22 protein-coding genes are annotated in these 23394 nt (G+C 36.0%); 10 read left to right on the plus strand and 12 right to left on the minus strand.

All coding sequences use genetic code 11. The features are described 5' to 3' along the window. The first annotated feature begins 70 nt into the window (after positions 1-70). The 5 genes from M947_RS14700 to fliI all read left to right on the plus strand — a co-directional run bounded on the left by M947_RS14700 (position 71) and on the right by fliI (position 5252). A complete protein-coding gene (locus tag M947_RS14700; protein WP_021286813.1) occupies positions 71-535 on the plus strand; it encodes a CZB domain-containing protein in 465 nt (154 codons plus the stop codon). A 76-nt stretch (positions 536-611) separates the two neighbouring features. Next, complete coding sequence (rsmA, locus tag M947_RS14705) at positions 612-1388, plus strand: 16S rRNA (adenine(1518)-N(6)/adenine(1519)-N(6))-dimethyltransferase RsmA (RefSeq protein ID WP_031347835.1); 777 nt, start codon at positions 612-614, stop codon at positions 1386-1388. 11 nt (positions 1389-1399) lie between these two features. Beyond that, positions 1400-3328 carry a ribonuclease J gene (locus M947_RS14710; protein ID WP_021286815.1) on the plus strand — a complete coding sequence of 643 codons (1929 nt, stop codon included), beginning with the start codon at positions 1400-1402 and terminating at the stop codon, positions 3326-3328. Positions 3329-3347: 19 nt separating this feature from the next. Beyond that, positions 3348-3932, plus strand: coding sequence for a GTP cyclohydrolase I FolE (gene folE / locus M947_RS14715; protein ID WP_021286816.1), 585 nt, complete (start codon positions 3348-3350; stop codon positions 3930-3932). 12 nt (positions 3933-3944) lie between these two features. Next, complete coding sequence (gene fliI, locus M947_RS14720) at positions 3945-5252, plus strand: flagellar protein export ATPase FliI (RefSeq protein WP_021286817.1); 1308 nt, start codon at positions 3945-3947, stop codon at positions 5250-5252. Positions 5253-5320: 68 nt separating this feature from the next. On the opposite strand, the gene M947_RS14725 is transcribed toward fliI, so the two are convergent. The 6 genes from M947_RS14725 to M947_RS14750 form a co-directional block, all read right to left on the minus strand. After that, entirely contained in the window at positions 5321-5644 is a 324-nt protein-coding gene (locus M947_RS14725; protein WP_021286818.1) for a hypothetical protein, read from the minus strand. A 165-nt stretch (positions 5645-5809) separates the two neighbouring features. Further along, positions 5810-7300, minus strand: coding sequence for an NAD(P)/FAD-dependent oxidoreductase (locus M947_RS14730; RefSeq protein WP_021286819.1), 1491 nt, complete (start codon positions 7298-7300; stop codon positions 5810-5812). Between the two features lie 292 nt (positions 7301-7592). Continuing rightward, positions 7593-9086, minus strand: coding sequence for a DUF3373 family protein (locus tag M947_RS14735; protein ID WP_021286820.1), 1494 nt, complete (start codon positions 9084-9086; stop codon positions 7593-7595). A 302-nt stretch (positions 9087-9388) separates the two neighbouring features. Continuing rightward, positions 9389-10234, minus strand: coding sequence for a zinc transporter ZupT (zupT, locus tag M947_RS14740; RefSeq protein ID WP_021286821.1), 846 nt, complete (start codon positions 10232-10234; stop codon positions 9389-9391). 80 nt (positions 10235-10314) lie between these two features. Continuing rightward, positions 10315-11895: a single-stranded-DNA-specific exonuclease RecJ gene (gene recJ, locus M947_RS14745; protein WP_021286822.1), complete on the minus strand. Its 1581-nt coding sequence runs from the start codon at positions 11893-11895 to the stop codon at positions 10315-10317. An 18-nt stretch (positions 11896-11913) separates the two neighbouring features. Next, on the minus strand, positions 11914-13536 hold the full coding sequence (locus M947_RS14750; RefSeq protein WP_021286823.1) for a CTP synthase: 1623 nt from the start codon (positions 13534-13536) through the stop codon (positions 11914-11916). Positions 13537-13731: 195 nt separating this feature from the next. Here M947_RS14750 and M947_RS14755 point away from each other — a divergent pair, with 195 nt between their 5' ends. After that, positions 13732-15348 (plus strand): cation:proton antiporter, encoded by a 1617-nt coding sequence (locus M947_RS14755; protein WP_021286824.1) that lies wholly within the window; start codon positions 13732-13734, stop codon positions 15346-15348. Positions 15349-15369: 21 nt separating this feature from the next. Here the strand turns inward: M947_RS14755 and M947_RS14760 are convergent, their stop codons facing one another. The 4 genes from M947_RS14760 to secG form a co-directional block, all read right to left on the minus strand. After that, complete coding sequence (locus M947_RS14760; RefSeq protein ID WP_021286825.1) at positions 15370-16818, minus strand: potassium/proton antiporter; 1449 nt, start codon at positions 16816-16818, stop codon at positions 15370-15372. 167 nt (positions 16819-16985) lie between these two features. Next, entirely contained in the window at positions 16986-17594 is a 609-nt protein-coding gene (gene pyrE / locus M947_RS14765; RefSeq protein WP_021286826.1) for an orotate phosphoribosyltransferase, read from the minus strand. A gap of 5 nt (positions 17595-17599) precedes the next feature. After that, complete coding sequence (gene frr / locus M947_RS14770) at positions 17600-18157, minus strand: ribosome recycling factor (RefSeq protein WP_021286827.1); 558 nt, start codon at positions 18155-18157, stop codon at positions 17600-17602. Positions 18158-18329: 172 nt separating this feature from the next. Then, positions 18330-18671 (minus strand): preprotein translocase subunit SecG, encoded by a 342-nt coding sequence (secG, locus tag M947_RS14775; protein ID WP_021286828.1) that lies wholly within the window; start codon positions 18669-18671, stop codon positions 18330-18332. A gap of 227 nt (positions 18672-18898) precedes the next feature. Here secG and M947_RS14780 point away from each other — a divergent pair, with 227 nt between their 5' ends. The 4 genes from M947_RS14780 to M947_RS14795 are packed head-to-tail and all read left to right on the plus strand — an operon-like array spanning position 18899 to position 22086. Continuing rightward, positions 18899-19846, plus strand: a complete 948-nt coding sequence (locus M947_RS14780) for a metal ABC transporter substrate-binding protein (protein WP_021286829.1) — start codon at positions 18899-18901, stop codon at positions 19844-19846. Beyond that, positions 19843-20607, plus strand: coding sequence for a metal ABC transporter ATP-binding protein (locus tag M947_RS14785; RefSeq protein WP_021286830.1), 765 nt, complete (start codon positions 19843-19845; stop codon positions 20605-20607). Before M947_RS14780 ends, M947_RS14785 begins: the two co-directional genes overlap by 4 nt. Position 20608: 1 nt before the next feature. Next, the gene (locus tag M947_RS14790) at positions 20609-21406 is read left to right on the plus strand and encodes a metal ABC transporter permease (protein WP_031347837.1); all 798 of its coding nucleotides are present in this window, start codon (positions 20609-20611) and stop codon (positions 21404-21406) included. Further along, positions 21403-22086: a methyltransferase domain-containing protein gene (locus tag M947_RS14795; protein WP_021286832.1), complete on the plus strand. Its 684-nt coding sequence runs from the start codon at positions 21403-21405 to the stop codon at positions 22084-22086. The genes M947_RS14790 and M947_RS14795 overlap by 4 nt, the downstream gene beginning before the upstream one ends. A gap of 5 nt (positions 22087-22091) precedes the next feature. On the opposite strand, the gene M947_RS14800 is transcribed toward M947_RS14795, so the two are convergent. Further along, positions 22092-22502 carry a hypothetical protein gene (locus tag M947_RS14800; RefSeq protein WP_021286833.1) on the minus strand — a complete coding sequence of 137 codons (411 nt, stop codon included), beginning with the start codon at positions 22500-22502 and terminating at the stop codon, positions 22092-22094. After that, positions 22495-23193, minus strand: a complete 699-nt coding sequence (locus M947_RS14805) for a Bax inhibitor-1/YccA family protein (protein ID WP_021286834.1) — start codon at positions 23191-23193, stop codon at positions 22495-22497. The genes M947_RS14800 and M947_RS14805 overlap by 8 nt, the downstream gene beginning before the upstream one ends. Positions 23194-23394 lie beyond the last annotated feature (201 nt).

Genomic DNA, 23394 nt, shown 5'->3' on the forward strand with positions numbered 1-23394 from the left:
ATATGATTTTTAATGTTAATTTTATTAAAAATTGTTACAATATGGAGATAAAAAAATACAGGAAATATTTATGAATAAAGAGCATATTCTTGAACATCTAAGAGCTGCTAAATCTGCCCATATAAAATGGGTACAAAAAGCAAAGTTTCTTATAAATGGCATGGACGTAAAAGAAGATGCAATCCCTGTAGATTCTACAGAGTGCAAGTTTGGTCAATGGTTTTATGCTGAGGGACAAGTTCTGAACGCACTTTCTAATAATCCTATAGAGTGTATGATTAAGATAGAAAAACTACATTTTAATCTACATGATGTATACATGAACATATTTAATATATATTTTAATAAACCAAAAGGTGGATTTTTCTCAAGAATTTTTGGACAAAAAACTCATATAAAAGATGATGAAATTGACAAAGCAAAAGAATATTATATCAATTTAGAAAGTATATCTAATGAGCTTATAGAAGAGTTAAATAGGCTAGAGCGAAGGTTGATGGCGGTTTCGGAGGAGAAAATTAAAAAATTGATGTAGATAGGATTTAAGTAAATATTAAAATCTAACTAGATTGTTAACTTATCCTAAGTATAATTACTATAAACTCCTGCTTATGAATACAAAAGCGATAGTAGCTAAGAAGAGGTATGGACAAAACTTCTTAAAAGATCAAAGTGTCCTTAGAAAGATTGTCGAAGCGATGCCCAAAAACGATCACAAAATCGTAGAAATTGGACCTGGCTTAGGTGATTTAACTAAATATTTAGTAGATGTCAAAAGTGTGGAAGCTTTTGAGGTTGATACCGATTTGTGTAAACTGTTACAAAGTAAATTTAAAGAAGAGATTGTTACCAAGCGACTCCATATAAATTGTGGAGATGTACTTAAAGCTTGGAAGAGTGAACTTATTGATAAGCCGTATGATTTAGTGGCAAATTTGCCATACTACATAGCAACAAACATCATTTTAAAAGCACTCGCAGATCCAATGTGTAAAAACATACTTGTAATGGTACAGCTCGAAGTAGCAGAGAAATTTTGTGCAAATGAAGGAGAGAAGGCGTTTGGATCTTTGAGTGTTATAACTCAAAGTGTGGGAGATGCACGCATAGTTGTGCAAGTTCCACCAACTGCTTTTGAACCTCCGCCAAAGATAGACTCTGCCGTTTTTCTTATAAAAAAAAATAGAGATAGAGATGATGAGGATTTTGAGGGCTTGCTTAGAGTTGCATTTAAGCAACCCAGAAAAACCCTTATGAAAAATCTCTCCCAGACTTATAAGAAAGACGCCCTTTTAGAAGCATTTTTAGAGCTATCGCTCTCACAAACAGTTCGTCCTCATCAAGTATCTACAGACTACTATCACCAACTCTATAAAAAATTAATATAAAAGGAGTTTGGATGTCAGAAGAAATTCAAGGGAGCACAGAGAGTGCCCCACAACCAAACAGTAAACCAGTTAACAAACCAAGACCGAGTAACAGCACAAGACCAAATACTTCAAAACAAAGATCAGCAAATGGTACTAAAGCAAACCCTCAAAACAAAAATAAAAGTCGCGGTCGTCGTAGACAATCAACACCAGTTGATGAAAACTTAAAATCTTTTGTTGCAAAAAATCAAGAGGCTCATAAGCAGAGACTAAATCCACACTATAAACTAGACTTAAACTCTAAGGCTAAAGTTCGCATCACTCCGCTAGGAGGACTTGGTGAGATTGGCGGAAATATAACAGTTTTTGAAACTGAAAAAGAAGCTATTCTAGTTGATATTGGTATGAGTTTTCCAGATGAAGACATGCATGGCGTAGATATTCTAATCCCTGATTTTTCTTACCTTCGTCAAATCAAAGATAAAATAAAAGCAGTTATTATAACTCATGCTCACGAAGATCATATAGGTGCTATGCCATATCTTTACAAAGAGATGCAGTTTCCTATATATGCCACTCCACTTCCGCTAGCTATGATTGGAAACAAGTTTGATGAGCACCATCTTAAAGATTGTAGAAAGTACTTCAAACCAATAGTAAAAAGAGAAGTTTATGAGATTGGTAATGATTTTAAAGTAGAGTGGATGCATATGACACACTCCATCTTAGACTCATCTTCACTTGCCATCACAACAGAAGCTGGAACAATTATCCATACGGGGGACTTTAAAATAGACTATACTCCAGTAGATGGTTATACAGCAGACCTACATAGACTTGCTCACTATGGTGAAAAAGGTGTTTTATGTCTACTTAGTGATTCAACTAACTCTTATAACACTATACCAACTGGATCAGAACTAAGCGTAGCTCCTGCACTAGACCGTGTTTTTGCAAAAGCTGAGGGTAGAGTAATTCTCTCAACATTTAGCTCAAATATCCATCGTGTATATCAAGCTATACAATATGGACTTAAATATAACCGTAAAATCTGTGTTATCGGTCGCTCGATGGAGAGAAATATCGAGACAGCTATGCAGTATGACTATGTAAGACTTAACAAAAATATTTTTGTTGAACCTGACCAAGTTGCACATATGAATGATAAAGACATTCTTATAATCACAACAGGTTCTCAAGGAGAGCCTAGTTCTGCTCTTTTTAGAATGTCAATAGGCGAACATAGACACATAAAGATAAAACCAACAGACCTTATAGTTCTCTCTTCTCGTGCAATTCCTGGAAATGAAGGTTCAATATCTGGAATGCTAAACCATCTCCAAAGAGCTGGTGCTAAAGTTGCATCTGAGAGGGATATTCATGTTTCAGGACACGCTTCTATGGAGGAGCAAAAACTTATGCTTCGTCTTGTAAATCCTAAGTTTTTCTTGCCAGTTCACGGTGAATATAACCATGTTATGAAGCATAAAGAGACGGGGATTATGTGTGGAGTTCCTGAGAGAAATATTATGCTTATGACAGATGGAGATCAGATAGAAGTTGCTCCTAAGTATATGCGTAAGGTAAAAACAGTAAAAACTGGTAAAACTTATATAGATAACCAAAACAATCATCAAATAGAAGATGATATAGTCTTAGACCGTCAAAAATTAGCATCTGATGGTATAGTTATGCTTGTAGCTCAAGTTGATGGTAAACATACTAAAATGCTTGCAAAACCAAAGGTTACTACATTTGGTATAGTTGCAGACAGACAAGATAAGGCTTTTGCAAAAGAGATGGAAGATATCTTAGAAAACTTTTTGCTTCATATAAAAGATGGACAAATAGAGAATCCTAGGGCCCTAGAGAATGATTTGCGTCAGATTATAAGAAAACATATCTTTAGAAAGATGAAAAAATATCCACTTATAGTCCCTCATGTGCTAGTTTCATAAGGATATAAAAGGCAAAACTATGGACAACAAAAAAAACATAGAGTTTGAAAATGCTGTAAAAATTATGATGCTTTATGTGGATGAAGACCCAGAGAGAGAGGGCTTAAAAGCAACTCCCTCAAGAGTTAGAAAAGCATATGAGTTTATATATGGTGGGTACAAAGAAGATCCAAAAGCCATACTTGAAAAAGCTCTTTTTACAAGCTCAAACGATGAAATGGTGCTTTTAAAAGATATAGAATTTTACTCAACTTGTGAGCATCATCTACTTCCTATTATAGGTCGTGTTCATGTAGCTTATATTCCAGATGGTAAAGTTGTAGGACTTTCTAAAATACCACGAGTAGTAAACGTTTTTGCTCGCCGTATGCAGATACAAGAGCAATTAACAGAACAGATAGCAGATGCCATTATGGATGCTATAGCACCAAAAGGTGTAGCAGTTGTAATTGCTGCTCGTCATATGTGTATGGAGATGAGAGGAGTTGAGAAGATCAACTCTACTACAACATCTTCAGCCCTGCGAGGTCTTTTTAAAAAAGATGAAAAAACAAGAAGTGAGTTTTTCTCTTTGATAAACTCACCTACAGGTACTAGATACTAAAAAGAGCATAACATGCCATTTAAATCTCTCAAAGACAAAATTTCAACAAAGAACTATTCAGTAGCCTTTGGAGAGGTTATTAAAATCAATGCAACTCTTATCACAGCAAAAGGCTTAAGTGTGAGTATTGGTGATATGGTAAAGATAATCTCAAACGCTACCACACAAGAGAGTGTTGGAATGGTTACAGAGATTAATGACAAAATATTTTATATAACTCCCTTTAGCTTTGTAGAAGGTTTCTGCTCAGGTGATAGAGTCTTTTTAGACCAATCTGGTATGAATATTCCAGTAGATGAGTCACTACTTGGCAGAGTGGTCAACCCTTTTATGCAGCCAATAGATGGTAAGGGAAATATACACTCAAAAAAAACGTCGCCTATTATAAAAGCCCCAATTGCTGCAATGAAGAGAGGTATGATAGATGAAATCTTTAGCGTTGGTGTTAAAAGTATAGATGGACTCTTAACTTGCGGCAAAGGTCAAAAGCTTGGCATCTTTGCTGGGAGTGGGGTTGGAAAGTCAACTCTTATGGGTATGATTGTAAAAGGCTCTAGAGCACCTATAAAAGTAGTTGCGCTTATCGGGGAGCGTGGTAGAGAAGTTCCAGAGTTTATAGAGAAAAACTTAGGTGGAGATTTAGAAAATACTGTCATCATAGTAGCAACTTCAGATGATTCGCCGCTTATGAGAAAATATGGTGCTTTTGCTGCTATGAGTGTTGCTGAGTTTTTTAAAGATAAGGGTTTAGATGTGCTTTTTATCATGGACTCTGTTACAAGGTTTGCTATGGCTCAAAGAGAAATTGGGCTGGCACTTGGAGAGCCTCCGACTTCAAAAGGATATCCTCCATCATCCCTTACCCTTCTTCCTCAACTTATGGAGAGAGCTGGGAAAGAAGATGGTAAAGGTTCCATTACAGCCTTTTTTACCGTTTTGATAGAGGGAGATGATATGAGTGACCCAATAGCTGATCAATCCCGTTCCATTTTAGATGGTCACATAGTGCTCTCTCGTGAACTTACTGACTTTGGCATATATCCACCTATACACATCTTAAACTCTGCCTCTAGGGTTATGAGTGATATCATATCAGAGGAGCATCTACAAGCAGTTATGAAATTTAGAAGGCTGTATACACTTTTAAAAGAAAATGAAATGATTATACGCATCGGTGCGTATGTAAAAGGTACAGATAAAGAGCTTGATGAAGCTATGGGTAAAAAAGAGGGCATGGAGAAGTTTATGTCTCAGCTAGCTACCGTGCAAACCAGTTACGAAGAAGCAAAAGATGAACTTATCTCACTTATGTTGTCCTGATTGATTTAAAAGTTTTTGAAGTTTAATTGTAGAGGAGTTTGAGTCACCAAGAGTGACTCAAGAGTTAGTTAACAAGATGGTACATTACCACTATCGTTAGCATATTCGTGAAAGAAATCGTAATAGTGTTCTAGATATTTTTCTTTTAAAGCACTATCAGAAGCTTTAGGACATACTTTTTTTATTTCATCTACTAGTTTACCCTCATTTTTGAGAGTTTCCCACTCATATTGAGAGTGCTTAGCTGCCATTTTAGCACCATTCATACCACAAGCTTTTTTAAGCTTTTTAAGATATAGTTTTTGACCTTTTGAAACATCTGCGCTTAGTGTTACAGAGCTCATTCCTAGCATTATCATTGCAGCTAGTGCAACTTTTACGATTTTATTCATTGTTACTCCTTAGTTTGATTCGTACATTCTAACCAAGATAATATAAATCCAATATATATTATAAAACTAATCTATACTTTTTAAAGATAGTGTAACATTAAGTAATATAGATTTGATTTGTTGTTGTGGTTTTAAAGCGAGAGCTAAATCTCGCTTTAAAATAGACTATGCTCTACCTGAGAGCATGCCATAGATGGTCATTGGTTTAAGCGCATAAACTTTTAATAACCACCAAATCCATCTCTCTTTAGTTGGATCAAGTGGGAATGATGCTGCATTTACACCACTTCCAGCAGGCTTAGAAGCCCAGTTAAATTCAGCTAGCATAACAGTTCCGATGCTAGTAATTAGTGGACATACAGTGTAACCATCGTATTTGCTAGGAAGTGATTTACCCTCCATAGATGCTACTATGTTGTCAACTAGAACAGCATATTGTTTACGAGCAGAACCACCAGTTTTACCCATTGGAACTGCCGCAACATCGCCTAAACACCAGACATTGTTAAATTTAACATGCTTTAGAGTCTCTTTGTTTACTGGAACCCAACCTTTGTCTGAACCGACTTCTGAGTTACCAACTTCATCAGGAGCTTTCATAGGCGGAGTTACATGTAAAAAGTCATATGGAACTTCAACTCTCTCGTGTTTAGTTACCATTGTGTACTCTTCTAAGTCTTCATCAAATTCACCTTTTTCTTTCCAGTGATGGTCAAAAGTAGCAACTTTGTTTGCAGTGTCTACCTCTATAAGGTTATGATTATAGTGCCACTTGAAGCCTCTATCTTTGAACTGTTGAACTATTGCAGTATGATAATCTTTGATACCAAACATTCCTCCACCATTTGGATAAAAAGTCAACTCAACTTTATCTCTAACACCAGCTTCCTCTAGGCGTGAGTTTACAAGATACATGATTTTTTTAGGAGCACCACCACACTTGATAGGAGTGTTTGGATGTGTAAATACCGCTTGTAGCTTTTGGGGACCTTTATGAGCTTTAGCTTTAGCAATTAACTCTTGTATGCCTTTCCATGTTGCAGTTGCTCCATCTCTAAAGTAGATAGAGTGAAGGCCATTCTTACTTATACCACTATTTTTAACAGCTGAATTATCAGTACCCGATGAAGTAATAACACCATCAAGACCTTTTATAGCCCCATAGTTAAGCTTAAGACCAGTAGCAATAACCATTTGATCATAAGATACTACTTGAGAACCATCCACTGTTACAGTGTTGTTTTGTGGATCAAAAGCTGTTACACTTCCTTTTATTAGCTTAACTCCACTTGGTACAAATTCATCTCTTTTGTACGTAATATCACTTGCATCCCATATACCCGCACCTACTAATGTTTGACCTGGTTGGTAAGATACAGAAGTTGGATCTGGCTCTATTACAGTTATATCAGCATTTGATAAAGAGTTGTTAAGTCTTGCAGCTGTACTCATACCAGCAAGACCTCCACCAACAATAACAATTTTACCTTTTGCACTCGATGCACTTGCCGACGAGGCACCAATTGTAGCACCTGCTAAGATAGATGCAGCCATTGGAGACACGCTTAAATATTTTAAAGCTTCACGACGAGACATTATCTCTGGATGCTTTTCTACTTCATTTAGAATCTCTTCTAAGATTTCGTTTTTTTTCATACTACTTCCCCTATGTTTTGATAATATGAAGATTGTACAAGTTTGAGGCTTAATTTTTTTTTAAATATGCTTTAAGTTTGTAACTTTAGTGTGACATATCACATTTGTGTGATATGATGTTTACTTTTCGCGTATTATTGTAGTGTAAGAGATAGAAAAAATATTTTATAAAAAAGTAAGTAAATCATGTGAAACAGGGCTTTTTGAGGGCTAAAATTATAATTATTATAAGATTTCGTAAAGTAAATGCGATGACAATTAAGAAGCTAGAGAGCTAGCTTCTTAACATTTTTTAATATCTATATCTGAAATAAACACGAAGATCTTGTGCTTTTTCAACTGGATCCATTCCTGCAGCTTGAGCTTCTGCCATAGTCATAGGTGCTCCGCCATCTCCAAAGAAAGCGTTTGAACCAGTATACTCATACTTTATATATGTATATCTAACTTGCATAGAAAACACATCATCTATAAGTGGTTGAGTCCAGTAAGCTTCATAAGCATCACCACGAGTAGCTAGTTTAGAGCCAATCAAAGTGTCCTCACCATAAGTAAATGGTCTCCAATGTTTAGAACCATGGTTGTACTCTAGACCAAATTTACCACCAGTAAGGTTTGGCATCTGTGCTCCAACCCAAATAGAAGTACCAGTTTCATCATCAGTACTACCAAGCATACTAGCAGCTGAAACAACACCTGTGCTTGTCATATGATTAGTTATATTATCTGGGCGAGATATAGACGCTGCAAAAGATGCAAAAAGTATTGTTTCATCTAAAAAGTCATTAATCTCATTACCAACACCCTCAACTTTAGCAGAAATAGCCATACCATCCATATCGCCAACAGTTTTTAATGCCATAATATGACTAAGGTTAGCGTTTTGTCCACCGTAAGTTAGACCAGGAACATTAAATCCTCTATACCAAGTTGTAGATACTGCATATTGACCATCATCATAAGGAACAAAAATAAATCCTGCCATATCAATAGTGTCAAGAGCACCATCTTCTTCAATATAGTTTGGCGATGTAGGTGAATTCATATTAACCTGAGTAGCATAATCAGCAGAATTTGCCCAAGATTTAGCATTTGTTAAACCACGACCAAGACAAAGTTTAAAGTTCATACCAGTTACATACTTACTAAGTGAAATTCCAGCACTTGCACCATCAAACTCCATGTTTATAACATGACCCATAGGAGATTTTGAAGTATCATCCTCTCTTAGATTTACAAGATAACCATTAGTAGATGGACGACGACCAACACTTACAGTCATAGGAAAGTCACCAACTGTAGGCATCCACAACCAGTAAACCTCTCTTACTCTTAGCTTATCATCATTTAGTGTTTCATTTGAAACCCAATCAAAAGTGTCAAAACCACTACCTCTTTGAGGATAACCAGTAACCGTATTGTTCGCAGATGCACCAAAAGCTTTATGATAAGCTAGTTGACCTTTAAAAACCATAGTATCTGTAGGAGCGTAACCCATACCTAACCATAAGCGGTTTGAGTATAAGCCATCATTTTCATACTTTTTACCGCTTGCAGTTTCATACTGTAAGTTATCGTATGAAGTTCTAAAATCGACATCGAACTTGATATTGTCTTTAGCCGCTAGTGCGTTAACACTACCAATTTTCTTTATGTTTCTATCCTGTGTTTTTTCCATCTTTTCGAGCTTTTGTTTTAGTTCATCTATCTGCTGTTGCATCGCTGCATCTGCATAAAGAGCTGTACTTAAAAAAGCAACCGTTGAAAGCGCAATGATTTTTTTCATAAAAATCCCCTTGTGTTTAAATTCTCTAAATTCTATCAGATTTGGTTTGAAAATAACTAGGAAATGGGGAGAAATATGTAAAAAGTTACAAATTTGTAACTTATTGTGTGATATTTGTGTGATATTAACTATTCTTATGTAGTAAGAGTTAACCAGAAGTTATTATCTGGATAACAAAGTATTATTTTTACTTATAATTTAATTGCTTTATAGTAGTCTTCTTGCTTCTTTCTTGTTTAGGTTGATAATATTTTGACAGTCAGTATACACTACAATCTTGGAGTTTGTTTCTTCAAACCTTTTTATACTAACTTAAATGCGATAAGACTCAGTGCCATAACAAACATACCAAGAGTAATACCGACTATTGTTGTGTGTGCGTTGCCGTAAACTCTTGCAGCTGGGAGAAGTTCATCGAATGAGATATATACCATAATCCCAGCAACAATCCCAAAAGTGACACCAAGTGTTGCATCTCCCATAAAGGGCAAGATAAGGAAAAATCCCACAAGGGCACCTACAGGTTCTGCGAGTCCTGAGAGGGTTGCATACCAAAATGCACTTTTTTTATCTCCAGTAGCGTGATAGATAGGTAGAGATACCGCCATACCTTCTGGAATGTTATGAATTGCTATTGCAAAAGCTATCGTTATACCTACATTTGGGTTCTCTAAGGCGGAGACAAAAGTTGCAAAACCCTCAGGAAAGTTGTGTATTGCAATAGCAAGAGCGGTAAAGATACCGGTTCTCTTAAGTGCAGAATCTTTTATAAGAGAAGCTTTGGTATCTGGTTTTAACTCTGAGAGCTCACTGTTGCTTTTGGTCTCATGCGGATTTACATCCTCGGGAATCATCTTGTCGATAAAAGCAGTTAGTGCAATTCCGGCAAAAAAACATAAAATAGTTAAAGACTCTCCTATAGTAGAACTTGAGTAAATTTGTGAAAAGGACTCTTTTGATTTAACTAAAATCTCCATAAACGACACATAAATCATCACACCTGCAGAAAACCCCATGCCGATAGAGAGTATTGTATAGTTATTTTTTTTTGAAAAGAATGCCAAAATGGCACCAATCGAAGTAGAGAGTCCTGCTAAAAAAGTGAGCATAAAAGCAAAAAGAAAAGTCTCAAAGGATAAATCTTGCATAAAACACCTATTAAAAATGATTTAAGGATTGGTATATTGTATCATATAGCACTTCTAAATTTGGTATGAATAACTTTGGGTTAGGAATATAATTTATTTAAGAGAAGTTGAGTAGAGACTCTGTTGTTGTATTCATTTTTACTAACTCTATAACTGCATGTGAGTTTTCTGTTTTGTGGCATCTCTAAGATAGTTCTAAAAGCTATGATTTGAATGGTTTTTGTCTGATGAGGATATTGTCTAAGAGTGATTCTAGAGTGAGAGTTATCACTTCCCATAAGTTTTATATCTACAACCTCCGCATCTTTTAGTAAAAAACTTGGACGATTGTTTGCTTCTCCAAAAGGCTCAAAACTCTCTAAAAGGTTTAAAAGGTCATAGTCAATATCCTCAGCATCTAAGATACCTAAGACTTCATCTTTTGCTATAAAATCATCCGCATGAAGCAAAGACGCACTCTTGTTGATGGCTACTCTAAAACTCTCTATATCTTGCTCCATCAGTCCTAAGCCAGCCGCCATCTTATGCCCTCCAAATCTAGTTAACAAGTGCTCATTAGCTTTTATTAGCTTATAGATGTTAACCTCTCCGATACTCCTAGCGCTTCCCTTTGCAACTGAATCTTTAATGCTCAAAACTATGGCAGGTTTTGAAAACTTATCTACAAGTCTAGAGGCAACGATGCCAACTACACCCTCATGCCAATTCTCGCTTGCTACAACTATGATTCTATCATCTTCATTAACTTCAAGCAAAGCTTGGCTTGTAGCCTCTTGCTCTGTCTCTTTTCTAAGCTCATTTAAAAGAGAGAGTTTTTCAAACTGCTCGTAGGCCTTTTGCACAGTGTCAGCTGTAAAAAATTCTAGTGCAATGGATGCATCTTTGAGTCTCCCAGCGGAGTTTATACGAGGAGCTATTTGAAATGATATATCTTCTGAGGAGATGCTAGACTTGTTTAAAAAATCTCTAATAATGATGGAAGCTGGTCTTTGTGAATTCATTAAAACTTTTAAACCCTCTCTTACAAGAGTTCTGTTTATATCGATGAGTGGCATGATATCTGCAATAATGGCAATTGCTAAGATATCTAAAAACTCTTTCATATCAATGTTTAAAGAGAGCTCTTTTTTAACTAAAGCCAAAAGTAGCCAAGCCACTTGAGCGCCGCAAATCTCTTTAAAAGGGTATTCACAATCATCAAGTTTTGGATCAACTATCGTATAAGCATCTGGAAGTTCATCGCCTGGTGTATGATGGTCAGTTATGATAAGGTCTATACCTCTCTCTTTGCAGATGCGAGCAGCTTCTATGGCTGTTATGCCATTATCCACTGTGATGATAAGGTCTGCATCTACTCTCTCTAAGATGTTAGGACTTACCCCATAACCATCTCTAAAACGATTTGGAATGATGGCCTCTAGTGAATATGGAATTTTCTTAAAAAACTCCACCACTATAGCACTAGAACTTATCCCATCAACATCGTAATCTCCAACGAGAGTTATTTTCTCTTTTGCTCTTATGGCAGTTGCTATGCGTTTAGCAGATTTTGTGGCATCTTTTAAAAGTGCTGGATTTGGAATTTGTGAGAGTTTTTTCTCTTGGCTTTCAAAGCGACTAGAGAGTAGCTCAAAGAGTGACTGTTTGTTTAATGTTTTCATATTTTAGTTGTAATTAAACTACTCAAGAGCACCAAGAGATGCTTTTACGAAAGCTAGTATTGAAGGGTTTGGAGTTTGAAGCCTTGAGGTAAATTCTGGATGAAACTGAACACCTAAGAACCAAGGATGACCCTCTATCTCGACACTCTCAATTAGTCCATCATATTCGCCCGTTACAATCATTCCAGCCGCTTCTAGTCGTTCCCTATAAGCAGGGTTAGCCTCATAGCGATGGCGATGTCTCTCATGTATTGTTCCTTCACCACCGTAAGCTTCTCTAATTATAGAGCCCTCTTTTATATCACATGGATATTCCCCAAGTCTAAGAGTCCCGCCCATTGGCGATTTATGGGTTCTTACCTGCGAATCTCCATTTTGGTCTAAAAAGTTGTCTATAAGATAAACCATTGGATGCGGAGTATCTTCATCAAATTCAACAGAGTTTGCACCCTCAAGCCCTAAAACATTTCTGGCATACTCTACAAGTGTTAACTGCATTCCAAGACAGATACCAAGATATACAACTTTGTTAACTCTAGCGTACTCTATTGCTTTTATCTTGCCCTCAACTCCACGGTTTCCAAAACCACCAGCTACTAAGATAGAGTCACAATCACCTAAAAGTGCCTCAGCTCCCCGCTCTTCAAGCTCTTCGGAATCAACCCAGTTTATATCTACTCTAGTATCTAGATGTGCACCTGAGTGGATAAGTGATTCTGTTAGTGATTTGTAAGCCTCTTTTAGTTCTAAATACTTTCCAACAAAGCCTATAACTACACGATTTTTAGGTTGAACTATCTTTTTAACTAAAGAGTCCCACTCTTCCATGTCTGGGTTTAGCTCCCCTAAATCCAGCTCTTTAGAGATAGGTTTTAAGATATGTTGTCTTAAAAAAGTCACAGGAATATCATAAATAGTAGCCGCATCAAGTGCTTCTATAACGCTATCTGGAGAGACATCACAACTCATTGCTAGTTTTTTCTTAAAAGTTTTTGGTAGAGGAAACTCACTTCTTGCAATAATCATCTGCGGGGTAATCCCAATACGGCGAAGCTCTTGAACCGAGTGTTGAGTAGGCTTAGATTTCATCTCTCCAGCTGCTTTTATATAGGGTATAAGAGTTACATGGATAAAAAAAGTACCAACTACCTCCTCATCATGCTTCATTTGACGGATAGCTTCCATAAAAGGTAATCCTTCTATGTCTCCAACAGTTCCACCAAGCTCAACAATTAAAATATCATGCCCCTCTCCAGCTAACTTGATACGATTTACTATCTCACCAACTATGTGAGGTATAACTTGGATGGTCTGCCCTAAGTAGCCGCCAGCTCTCTCACGCTCTATTACACTTGAGTAGACTTGACCCGTAGTAAAGTTGCTAGATTTTAAATATGAAGTATCAAGAAACCTCTCATAGTTTCCAATATCAAGATCAGTTTCTGCCCCATCTTTTGTGACAAAAACTTCACCATGTTCAAGTGGACTCATGGTTCCTGGGTCCACATTTATATAAGGATCAATCTTAAGCATGCCGACTTTTTTACCAGAGTGTTTAAGCAGAGTTCCAACGCTTGCTGCTGTGATCCCTTTTCCAAGAGAACTCAAAACTCCACCAGTTACAAAAATATACTTTGTCATGCTTTTTCCTATCTTATAGTCTTTGATATTGTTAGTCACCGAGATAGCATCTGCTCATTTTTCAATAGAGATGCAAAGTGATTATTTTAAAAATATTTAGTAAGCGCGGATTATATTACAGAGTCTCTTAAATTCTCTATAGCTCTTTTTAAAAAAGATACTATATAATTTCCAAATATTATTATAAGGCTCTTGATGGACGCAACACTTTTATATATTGTTATGGCTCTAGGTATTTCTACAGTTTTTAACTTACTTTTAAAACGTCTAGGAGTCTCACAGATTATCGGTTATATACTAACAGGAACTGTTCTTGTATATACCTTTGATTTACAATATCTAAAGGGTTCTACTACTCTAGAACATATTGGCGAGTTTGGTATTGTTTTTTTGATGTTTACTATTGGACTTGAGATATCTCTAAACAAAATGAACTCCATGAAAAAAGAGATATTTTTAAATGGTTTTTTGCAAGTTGGAGTCACAGCTGCAGTGGTTTACTCCATCGCGCACTTTATTTTTGGAATGGAGACCATCTCTGCTATTATCCTCTCACTAGCCTTTGCACTCTCTTCTACGGCTGTAGTTTTAAGTTACTTAAAGGCCTCAAAAGAGATATATACACCCTATGGGCAAAGAGCCACGGGGATACTTATCTTTCAAGACATTGCAGTAATCCCCATACTAATACTTTTGGGTTTTTTAACAAGTAGTGGTGATAGTTCTATTGCTATTATTTTAAGAGATACCGCCATCAGTGCCATAATAGTAGTAGGGCTTCTTTTTGTAGTTGGTAAAAGGCTTATGACATGGCTTCTTCACTTCTCTACCTCTAGTGAAGTAGAAGAGCTTTTTATGGGCTCAGTACTTTTTATAGTTATCAGTGCCTCACTTTTAGCATCTTTTTTCGGGTTTACTTACTCACTGGGAGCTTTTGTGGCTGGAATGATAATAGCTGAGACAAAGTACCATCATAAAGTGGAATTTGATATAGCACCATTTAAAGATATCTTGCTTGGAACCTTTTTTATCATCGTTGGAATGAAGATAGATTTTATGTACTTTTTAAATCATTTCTGGCTTACACTCGGTATCTTTATACTTGTCTTAATCATAAAAACACTTATCATGTACATGCTACTTCGTCCAACAAGTGGACACGCAACTTCATTAAAGACAGCACTTGCACTCTCTCAAGTTGGAGAATTTTCCTTTGTAATCTTTGCAGTTGCATCCAATGGTGGGCTTTTAGAAAAGGAGTTAGAAGCTCTTTTTGTTCTTGTTGTGATCTTTTCTATGATGGTAACACCATTTTTTATCTCAAAAATTAGTGCATCTATTGACTATCTTACTCGTGAAGAGTACTTAGCAGTAGATACTAAAGAGTTTGCTAGAAGAAAAGACCATGTTATAGTTTGTGGATATAGCATCATAGGTAAGTTTGTCGCAAAAGAGCTTGAAGCGGTAGATGCGCCACATGTTATCATTGACAATTCTCCAAAACATGTTCAAGAAGCACTAAGAGCAGGAAAAGAGGCTTATTTAGGCGATATGTCGAAACTATCTATGCTAGAGGCGCTAAATGCTGAGAGTTCAGCTGCAGTCATTGTAACGCTTGATAATATAGATAAGAAGCGTGCTATTTGTGAAGCTGTTTTAAAACATACAAACAACATAAATCTTATAGTAAAAGTAGCATCACTCCAAGAAATAAATGCACTCCAAGATTTAGATATTACAGTTATGGTGGATTCTAAACTTGAGGTTGGTAAGGTGTTAGTTGAGAAGATGATGAGCTGTGAATTAAGATAAAATAGTTAAGCCTCAACTCTTCTACATAAAGTGCTTTAAGCCCATTTTATACTGTTTATTTGTGCTACATTGGATGAGTAACATGTCATTTTCTTTAAAAAGTGTAGAGCCTGTTGGTTTAAAGTATTTACCATCTCGATTGATTAGAAGAATTAAAAAATTTAGCGGTAAATCAAGCTCTACAATACTTTTGTTTATCACGGGAGAACTTTTTTGGATATAAAATTGTTTTAGTGTCTTAGATAAAAGTGGAGAAAATGCCAGTTTTTTGTCTTTATCACTCTTCTTCACTTCTACCTTTAGCCACTTAGCAACAAAAGGTAGAGATGTGCCTTGGATTAAAATAGATGCAAGGACGATGAAAAAAACCATATTGAAAATTAAATGAGAGTGTTCAAAATTTTCTATAAAGGGATATGTTGCTAAAACAATAGGAACAGCTCCACGAAGTCCTACCCATGAGATAAAAAGTTTGTCTTTAAAGGGAAATTTGCTAAAAGATAGACTTAAAAATACGCCCAAAGGACGGGCAACAAACATTAACCAAAAAGCAATAGCTAAGGAAGATAGTGCAACATCTGGCAGTTCTGATGGAAAAACTAATAGGCCTAAGACTAAGAAGACAGTAATTTGCATCATCCATGAAACACCATCATGAAAACCCACAAGATTTTTTTTGTGAACAAACTCTTTGGTATTAGCAACTATTCCTGCTATGTAAACTGCTAAAAAACCGTTTCCATCTAATATGGAAGTAGATGAAAACAACAACAAAACCCATCCTATGGTTAGCACTGGGTAGAGTCCGTAAAAACTTAAATGAACACGATTGAGAATAGAAGGAAGGGTGATTCCAAAAACATATCCTAAAGCTCCACCAATAAGAAATTGTAAGAAAAACTCTAAAATCCACTCTCCAACAGAGGGCAGTTGTGGCAAGATAATAATTTGTAAAATAGCAATAGTAAGAAAAATAGCCATTGGATCATTGCTTCCTGATTCCAGTTCTAATAGAGGTGCTAATTTTTTCTTTAAATTAATCCCTTTGGCTCGCAAAATCGCAAACACAGCAGCAGCATCAGTTGAAGAGATAATAGCACCAATTAGTAAGGATTCTAAAAAACTAAAGTCAAAAAGAAAGTAGATTCCAATAGCCACAACTAAAGCCGTTAATACCACTCCTAGAGTCGCTAGTAAAACTCCATCTTTTAAGACAGGTCTAATAGCCCTAAAGGCGGTATCAAGACCGCCACCAAAAAGGATAAAAATTAAGGCGACTGTTCCTACATTTCGTGCGATTTCTACATTGTCAAAGTGTATTCCAAGCACACCATCTGAGCCTGCAAGCATTCCTAGACCTAGAAATATAAAAAGAGCTGGAATTCCAAAAGTGTTTGAGAGTTTACTTGCAATCACACTCAAGAGGGTTAAAAAAGCAATAACAAGAAGATAAATATCGAGCGATTCCATGCTTTTGTAACCTACTGTTTTTTTATTTTAAGTGATTATAGCTTAAAAAAATTAGTTAATTGTTTGTTTTTGCTATTGTATACAGTAGAGAAAGTTGGGTGTAGGTTGAAGATTTAGCTTACAAAGAAGATAATGAGCTCAAGCATTTATCATCCTGAGCTATGATTTTAGTTTCCACGGCTTCCGGGTTTTATAGCTTGTGATCCATCTTTGCAAAGTGGACATTTACTTGGTTCATACATAAGAAATGTAAAATCTTCTAGTGCAAAGAAAGGGATGTCTTGTGGGAGTTTACAGTTTGATTTTGACTCGAGTGTGCTGTTTTCTCTTTTGCAAAAGCCACGATTTGCAAGAGCCGCAACTCCTACTATCTCACCACCAAACCCTTTTACAACGCTTGCTGCTTCCATGGCCGAGCCACCTGTTGTGATGATATCTTCACACATCAGGACTCTCTCGCCATGGCTTACCTTAAAGCCTCTTCGCATTGACATAACTCCATCAACTCTCTCAGCAAATATAAAACGAACATCAAGTGCAGTTGCAAGTGCAAAACCAGCTATAAGTCCACCAAGTGCAGGTGCACAAACTGTATCAATTTTAAGTCCACTTTTCTTGATCTCTTCTGCTAGCTTATCAGCCAAAAGCTTTGCTGTTTTTGGATCCTCTAAAACTTTTGCAGATTGTAGATAAAATTGTGAATGATTCCCACTGCTTAGCTTAAAATGTCCCTCTAAGAGAGCATCTGCATCCATATATATTTGTTTTATATTCATTTTTATTAAACCTTTAGTATCTCAGCTTCTTTGTCTTTTACTATGGCGTCTATTTTTGTTATATATTTATCAGTGATCTTTTGAATATTGTCTTGAGCAGATTTTGACTCATCCTGAGTTATTTCTTTGTCTTTTTCAAGCTTTTTAATTTGGTCATTTGCATGTTTTCTATCATTTCTGATAGAAACCTTTGCATTTTCTCCCATACCTTTCATCTTCTTTACAGATTCTTGTCTTTGTTCAACCGTCATGGCTGGAAAAAATAGTTTGATTTGTTCGCCATCGTTGTTAGGAGTTGCCCCGACATTTGCAGCGGATATAGCACTCTCAATGTCACTTAGTAGATGTTTCTCCCAAGGGTTTACAATTATAGTCGTTGCATCTGCAGCTATGACCGAGCCTACTTGATCAAGAGGAGTTGGAGTTCCATAGTAGTCGATTTTAATATTATCTAAAACAGAAGTTGTAACCTTACCTGTTCTTAGTGTTTTAAAATCTTTTAGCATATGTTCTATGCCTGACTTCATATCTTCTTCACACGAGTTGTAGATTTCATTTAACATTAGATATCCTTAAATTTTTTGAAAAATAGTTGCGATATTGTAGCAAAATTTCTTTATTTGATACTAAAGAGAGAATTTTTGTGGATAATTTAGGTTAAAGACTATGAAATAATTCGGAAGTGAGGCTACAGCCTCGCCTGCGTGGCTCACAAGGTAAAAACCTCGCTTGCAACTATTTTACAGCTGGGGCTTCTGGTGAAGTGTCAGCTTGAGAGGCTGGAGTTGGAGATGATGGAGCTTCTACATTAGTAGACTCTACCATGTTGTCAACTACAGAACTTTGTGCAGAGGCAGAGTACATATAACCCAAAGCAATAGTGTTTGAAACAAACAAAAAGCCTATAAGAAAAGTAGCTTTAGCTAAAAAAGAGTTTGGTCCTTTAGCACCAAAAACAGACTCATTTGAGCCACTATAAGCACCAAGCCCTATGCTTGAGCTTTTTTGAAGAAGTACAGCTATTACTAGTATTACAACTAAAATTATCTGAACAATGAGTAAAAAACTAGTTGTCATTTATAAATTCCTTTAATTTCATTCACAACACTTAAGGAAGTAAATTCCTTGAGTTACGCTAATACCCCAGGGGTACTCCGTCGTGCGCGCTTGGTTTCCTTCGGCAGGAAGCCCATCACATCTAGTGTGATTTATTCTCCATGCTATTTTAAAAAGTGGCGAATTATATCTAAAAAAAATAATTATTACAAAATTAGATATAATTTCAAAAAAAGTTTGGAGAATTTATGAGAGATTTTAGAAATGTTATTTTTTTATTAATAGTCGCAGTTTTTTTGCTACAAATGTTTGTTTTAAAGCAAGATGCTAAACTTGCAGAAGAAAAAAACCAAGCAAAACCAACCGTAGCACTAAGCACATTCTCCCTTTATGATATAGCAAAAAATATCTCAAATGACACGATAGACCTTGTTATGATTTTACCTTTTGGAGTAGATGCACATAGTTTTGAACCCACCCCAAAGCTTATGGCAAAGATTATGCAAAGCGATATAGTTATATATAGTGGAGCTGGGCTTGAGCCGTGGACAAGCTCATTTGAGTTTAAAAACAGAGTTATAGATATGAGTAAACATGTAAAACTCTTAAACTCAGAACATGGAAGTTGCAACCATGAAGAGCATCAACACCATGGGGGTCATGAAGAAGAGATGGACCCACACTACTGGTTAGATATACAAAACATGATAGATGCTACAAATCTTATAGCAGGAGAATTTTCTAAACTCTCAAAAGAAAATGAAGAGCTATATAGAAAAAATGCAGAGATTTATATATCTGAACTACAGGCAATAGATGAAGAGTATAAGCAGAGATTAGCATCTTGTAAAAAAGAGACCATTATAGTAAATCACAACGCTTTTTCTTATCTTAGTCAAAACTATGGTTTTGAGGTTGAAGCTCTTAGCGGACTCTCCCCAGATGCACAATCAAATGCACAAAATATGTTAAAGCTAATAGAGCATGTAAAAGAGCATGATCTAAAAGTTGTATTTTTTGAGAGTTTTGTAAGTGATAAAGCGATGAAAAGCATTGCAAATGAAGCAAATGTAGCAGTTGATGTTCTCCAACCTCTAGGAAACATTACAGCAGATGAGGCAAAAAAGGATCTAAGCTACAAAGATATTATGCTTGAAAACTTAGAAAAAATTAGCAACGCTCTTGAGTGCAAATGAAGTTTAGACTACCAATCTTTGATGTAAAAAATCTATACTTTATAGTAGATAATCAAGAGATACTCTCTAATGTGTCTTTTGAGATTTTCGCGCAAGACTATATTGCCATCATTGGTCCAAATGGTGGTGGTAAAACTACTCTAATAAGAATTTTACTAGGACTTGAGAGAGAGACAAAAGGCGAAGTGCGAATATTTGGCAAGCGTATAAAAGACTTTAAAGAGTGGCAGAAGATAGGTTATGTTCCACAAAGAGCTAGTCATGTAGATGCATCATTTCCAGCTACAACAGAGGATGTTGTAAAGATGGGCAGAACTTCAAAGCAAAAGCTATTTTCAAAAGAGAGTCAAGAGGATAAGATGAGAGTCGAAGATGCCATGAAAAAAATGGATGTTTACCATCTAAAAGACAAGATGATAGGTACACTTTCAGGTGGACAAAGACAAAGAGTGATGTGTGCTAGAGCTTTGGCATCGAGACCTGAAATACTGATACTAGATGAACCAAATACTGGTGTAGATGTATCTTCTCAACAAAGATTTTATGAACTTCTACGAGAGTTAAACACAAAAGAGAAAATTACTATTGTCTTTATTACTCATGACATTGGAGTTATAGCTGACGATATTGCAAGGCTTTTTACCATTAACCAAAAAGCAGTGATATGTAACAATCCCAAAGAGGCTCTAAGTTGCGAAGAGATGAGCGAGCTTTATGGTATAGATGCACACCTGCTTCATAACCACAAGCATGAGCACTAAGATGTTAGAAATGTTTGAGTATGAATTTATGCAAAGAGCTTTTTTAGCTGGGATGATTATCGCTATCTTAGCATCCATCAGCGGAACCTTTATAGTTTTAAGACGCTACTCCATGATAAGTGAAACTCTAGCACACTCAGCTTTAGTTGGTGTTGCTGTTGGTTTGGTCGCAGGATTTAACCCTCTTTGGATGGCGGTTATTGTCGCTATCATCTCAGCGTGGCTTATAGAGTATCTAAGATATAATTTTGCACTATACTCTGATGCAGTTCTTGCTATATTTTTATCAGGTTCTTTAGCCATCGCTGTTATCATCGTCTCTTTAGGTGGTGCATTTAACAACTCACTTTTTTCATATCTATTTGGTTCCATACTTGCAGTTAGCGACGCAGATCTTATAACTATCTTTGTCTTTGGCATAGTCTGTCTTAGCCTTTTACTCATTTTTGCAAAAGAGTTTTATTTTATAGCTTATGATGAAGAGGTTGCAAAAACAAGTGGCATAAGAGTTAGGCTCTTAAACTTCCTGCTTGTTAGTATCGCAGCCATCATCATAGCGCTCTCCATCAGAGTTGTTGGAAGTTTGCTCATTGGAGCGCTAATGGTTATCCCAACAGTTTCGGCACTTCAGTACAGACAAGGGTTTGTAAAAACCATCTTAATATCTCTGTTTTTTGCCATCTTTAGCGTTGCATCTGGCATGACTCTATCTTTTTATATGTCTTTGCCATCAGGAGCCACTATAGTGCTCTCTATAGTGGTAATTTTTATCATCTCTTTAGTAGCAAATAGACGATGAAAATAAGCTCGGAGTTTTCCAAAAATGCTCTGCACTATGGTTCTTACAATGTTATACAAAACAGAGTCATAAAGAGACTTTTTGAAAAATTAGATTATCAGCCTAGGAAGATTTTGGATTTAGGTTGTGGAAGCGGTGCAGTTTGTCGCAATATTGATTGGCAATATGATAATTTCACAGGTGTAGATTTTGCTCTGGGTATGTTAGAGCTGCATCCAAAATCTAAAAACATAGAGTGTATTTATGGAGATTTTAATGATGCTGCCCTATTTCAAAATAGACTAGAAAAAAACTATGAACACATATTTTCAGCATCAGCTCTTCAGTGGGCAGATGACTTGGAGAGGCTTTTTTGTGAGATAAAAAAGCTAGATGCAAGACTCTCTTTAGCCATCTTTAGTTCAAACACCTTTAAGACGCTAAACAAAACAGCAAATTTAACTTCTATACTAAGAAGTGTAGATGAGATAGAAGAACTTCAAAAAAAATACCTAGATGCAGAGATGGAAGTAGTCCAGTATAAGTTAGAGTTTGAATCCTCAAGAGATATGTTTAAGTATATAAAAAAAAGTGGTGTGAGTGCATCTAGAAAAGTGTTGAGCTATAAAGAGACAAAAAGGCTTATGCGAGAGTATCCTTTAAGCTATTTAGAGTTTGAAGTTGTTTTTATCTATAAGTGAGAAGTTTACTTCTCTTGAAGCACTATCTCTTTTTCTAAGTTATAAAGTTCATATCTTATATATTTAAAATTTTCACTAAGTTTTATATCATAGAGTTTAAAAAGTTCTTCTAAGACTCTGCAAGACTCCTCTGCTCTTTTGAAATTTGCAATAATAACACTTCTTATATCTGTACGATTTAACTCACTCTTAGTGGTTGGACGAAGTACATCTTTGATGCTATCTCTATGAAGGAGAAGTTTATCTATGTCATCGATGCGAGAAATATGACGAAGTTGTTTTAGTTTTAGGGAGAAGTCTTTGTTGTTATCCCGATATCGCATGATATCTTCAACAACTCGTATACCCTCTTTGAGGCGATTAAGGTTTGCATCACACACCCGAAAGAGTTCGGGTGAGAGAGACTCTTTAGTCATCACTACCAAAGATACCAAAGAGGTGAAGCAGTGCAGTAAAGATATTTAAAAAGTCTAAGTATAGTGCAATAGCTCCATCAATAGGTGTTTCATAAGAACCTCTCATAATGTTTTGAGTGTCATATATAACTAAGATGCTAAATAAAAATACAACAGCACCAGAGATGACAACGCTTAACATAGGGTTGCCTAAGAATAGGTTAACAACCGAGAATCCGATAACAACAAAAAGAGCAATCATCAAAGGTTTACTATAACTTGTAAAATCTTTTGTAGTTTTAATAGCGTAAAAACTCATAGCACCAAAAACTACAGCAGTCATAGCAAAAGCATTGCCAACAACTGTTCCACCACCACTCATCCCAAGTGTATGAGAAAGTAGGGGCGCTAACATAAGACCTGTCATAAAGACAAATGCAAACATAACCACAAGGTTTATTCCAGGTTTATTTTTTACAAAGTGAAGTCCTATAAGAAGTCCGATTTCTAAAATAAACAGAGGTATAAACCAAGCCGCAATAGTTCCAGCTAGTGGAACACCAACATAAGCACCAACTGCACCAGCCATCATAGATGCTGCAAATAGTTTATATGTTTCTTTAACAAAAGAGATGATTTGAGAATCACTGCGAGTGGTACTCTCGTAAGAAAAAGAGTTACCTCTAGCGTAATCGCGATCATAAAGTCCCATAATTTTTTCCTCATAATATAGTTTGATAAGAATTTTATATATAAAGAGTTAATGCATAGCAACAGTACTTTTAAACTCTTTATATGTAAGGAAAAATAAAAAAGATTCCATAAAATCAAATAAAAATAAACACCTAGACGCTTTCTTTTAAACTCTCTACAGTTTTAAGAAACTATTAAGCAACATCCTCCTATAATTCCC

It is taken from the genome of Sulfurimonas hongkongensis, from assembly GCF_000445475.1.
Lineage (GTDB): Bacteria > Campylobacterota > Campylobacteria > Campylobacterales > Sulfurimonadaceae > Sulfurimonas > Sulfurimonas hongkongensis.

What these genes read in the sequence shown, in the direction of transcription:
- M947_RS14790 (WP_031347837.1), top strand. Translation starts at nt 20,609, where the DNA reads ATGTTAGAAATGTTTGAGTATGAATTTATGCAAAGAGCTTTTTTAGCT.
- pyrE (WP_021286826.1), bottom strand. Translation starts at nt 17,594, where the DNA reads ATGAATATAAAACAAATATATATGGATGCAGATGCTCTCTTAGAGGGA.
- secG (WP_021286828.1), bottom strand. Translation starts at nt 18,671, where the DNA reads ATGACAACTAGTTTTTTACTCATTGTTCAGATAATTTTAGTTGTAATA.
- fliI (WP_021286817.1), top strand. Translation starts at nt 3,945, where the DNA reads ATGCCATTTAAATCTCTCAAAGACAAAATTTCAACAAAGAACTATTCA.
- M947_RS14750 (WP_021286823.1), bottom strand. Translation starts at nt 13,536, where the DNA reads ATGACAAAGTATATTTTTGTAACTGGTGGAGTTTTGAGTTCTCTTGGA.
- M947_RS14800 (WP_021286833.1), bottom strand. Translation starts at nt 22,502, where the DNA reads ATGACTAAAGAGTCTCTCTCACCCGAACTCTTTCGGGTGTGTGATGCA.
- M947_RS14780 (WP_021286829.1), top strand. Translation starts at nt 18,899, where the DNA reads ATGAGAGATTTTAGAAATGTTATTTTTTTATTAATAGTCGCAGTTTTT.
- rsmA (WP_031347835.1), top strand. Translation starts at nt 612, where the DNA reads ATGAATACAAAAGCGATAGTAGCTAAGAAGAGGTATGGACAAAACTTC.
- M947_RS14805 (WP_021286834.1), bottom strand. Translation starts at nt 23,193, where the DNA reads ATGGGACTTTATGATCGCGATTACGCTAGAGGTAACTCTTTTTCTTAC.
- M947_RS14755 (WP_021286824.1), top strand. Translation starts at nt 13,732, where the DNA reads ATGGACGCAACACTTTTATATATTGTTATGGCTCTAGGTATTTCTACA.
- zupT (WP_021286821.1), bottom strand. Translation starts at nt 10,234, where the DNA reads ATGCAAGATTTATCCTTTGAGACTTTTCTTTTTGCTTTTATGCTCACT.
- frr (WP_021286827.1), bottom strand. Translation starts at nt 18,157, where the DNA reads ATGTTAAATGAAATCTACAACTCGTGTGAAGAAGATATGAAGTCAGGC.
- M947_RS14710 (WP_021286815.1), top strand. Translation starts at nt 1,400, where the DNA reads ATGTCAGAAGAAATTCAAGGGAGCACAGAGAGTGCCCCACAACCAAAC.
- M947_RS14700 (WP_021286813.1), top strand. Translation starts at nt 71, where the DNA reads ATGAATAAAGAGCATATTCTTGAACATCTAAGAGCTGCTAAATCTGCC.
- M947_RS14735 (WP_021286820.1), bottom strand. Translation starts at nt 9,086, where the DNA reads ATGAAAAAAATCATTGCGCTTTCAACGGTTGCTTTTTTAAGTACAGCT.
- M947_RS14795 (WP_021286832.1), top strand. Translation starts at nt 21,403, where the DNA reads ATGAAAATAAGCTCGGAGTTTTCCAAAAATGCTCTGCACTATGGTTCT.
- recJ (WP_021286822.1), bottom strand. Translation starts at nt 11,895, where the DNA reads ATGAAAACATTAAACAAACAGTCACTCTTTGAGCTACTCTCTAGTCGC.
- folE (WP_021286816.1), top strand. Translation starts at nt 3,348, where the DNA reads ATGGACAACAAAAAAAACATAGAGTTTGAAAATGCTGTAAAAATTATG.
- M947_RS14725 (WP_021286818.1), bottom strand. Translation starts at nt 5,644, where the DNA reads ATGAATAAAATCGTAAAAGTTGCACTAGCTGCAATGATAATGCTAGGA.
- M947_RS14760 (WP_021286825.1), bottom strand. Translation starts at nt 16,818, where the DNA reads ATGGAATCGCTCGATATTTATCTTCTTGTTATTGCTTTTTTAACCCTC.
- M947_RS14785 (WP_021286830.1), top strand. Translation starts at nt 19,843, where the DNA reads ATGAAGTTTAGACTACCAATCTTTGATGTAAAAAATCTATACTTTATA.
- M947_RS14730 (WP_021286819.1), bottom strand. Translation starts at nt 7,300, where the DNA reads ATGAAAAAAAACGAAATCTTAGAAGAGATTCTAAATGAAGTAGAAAAG.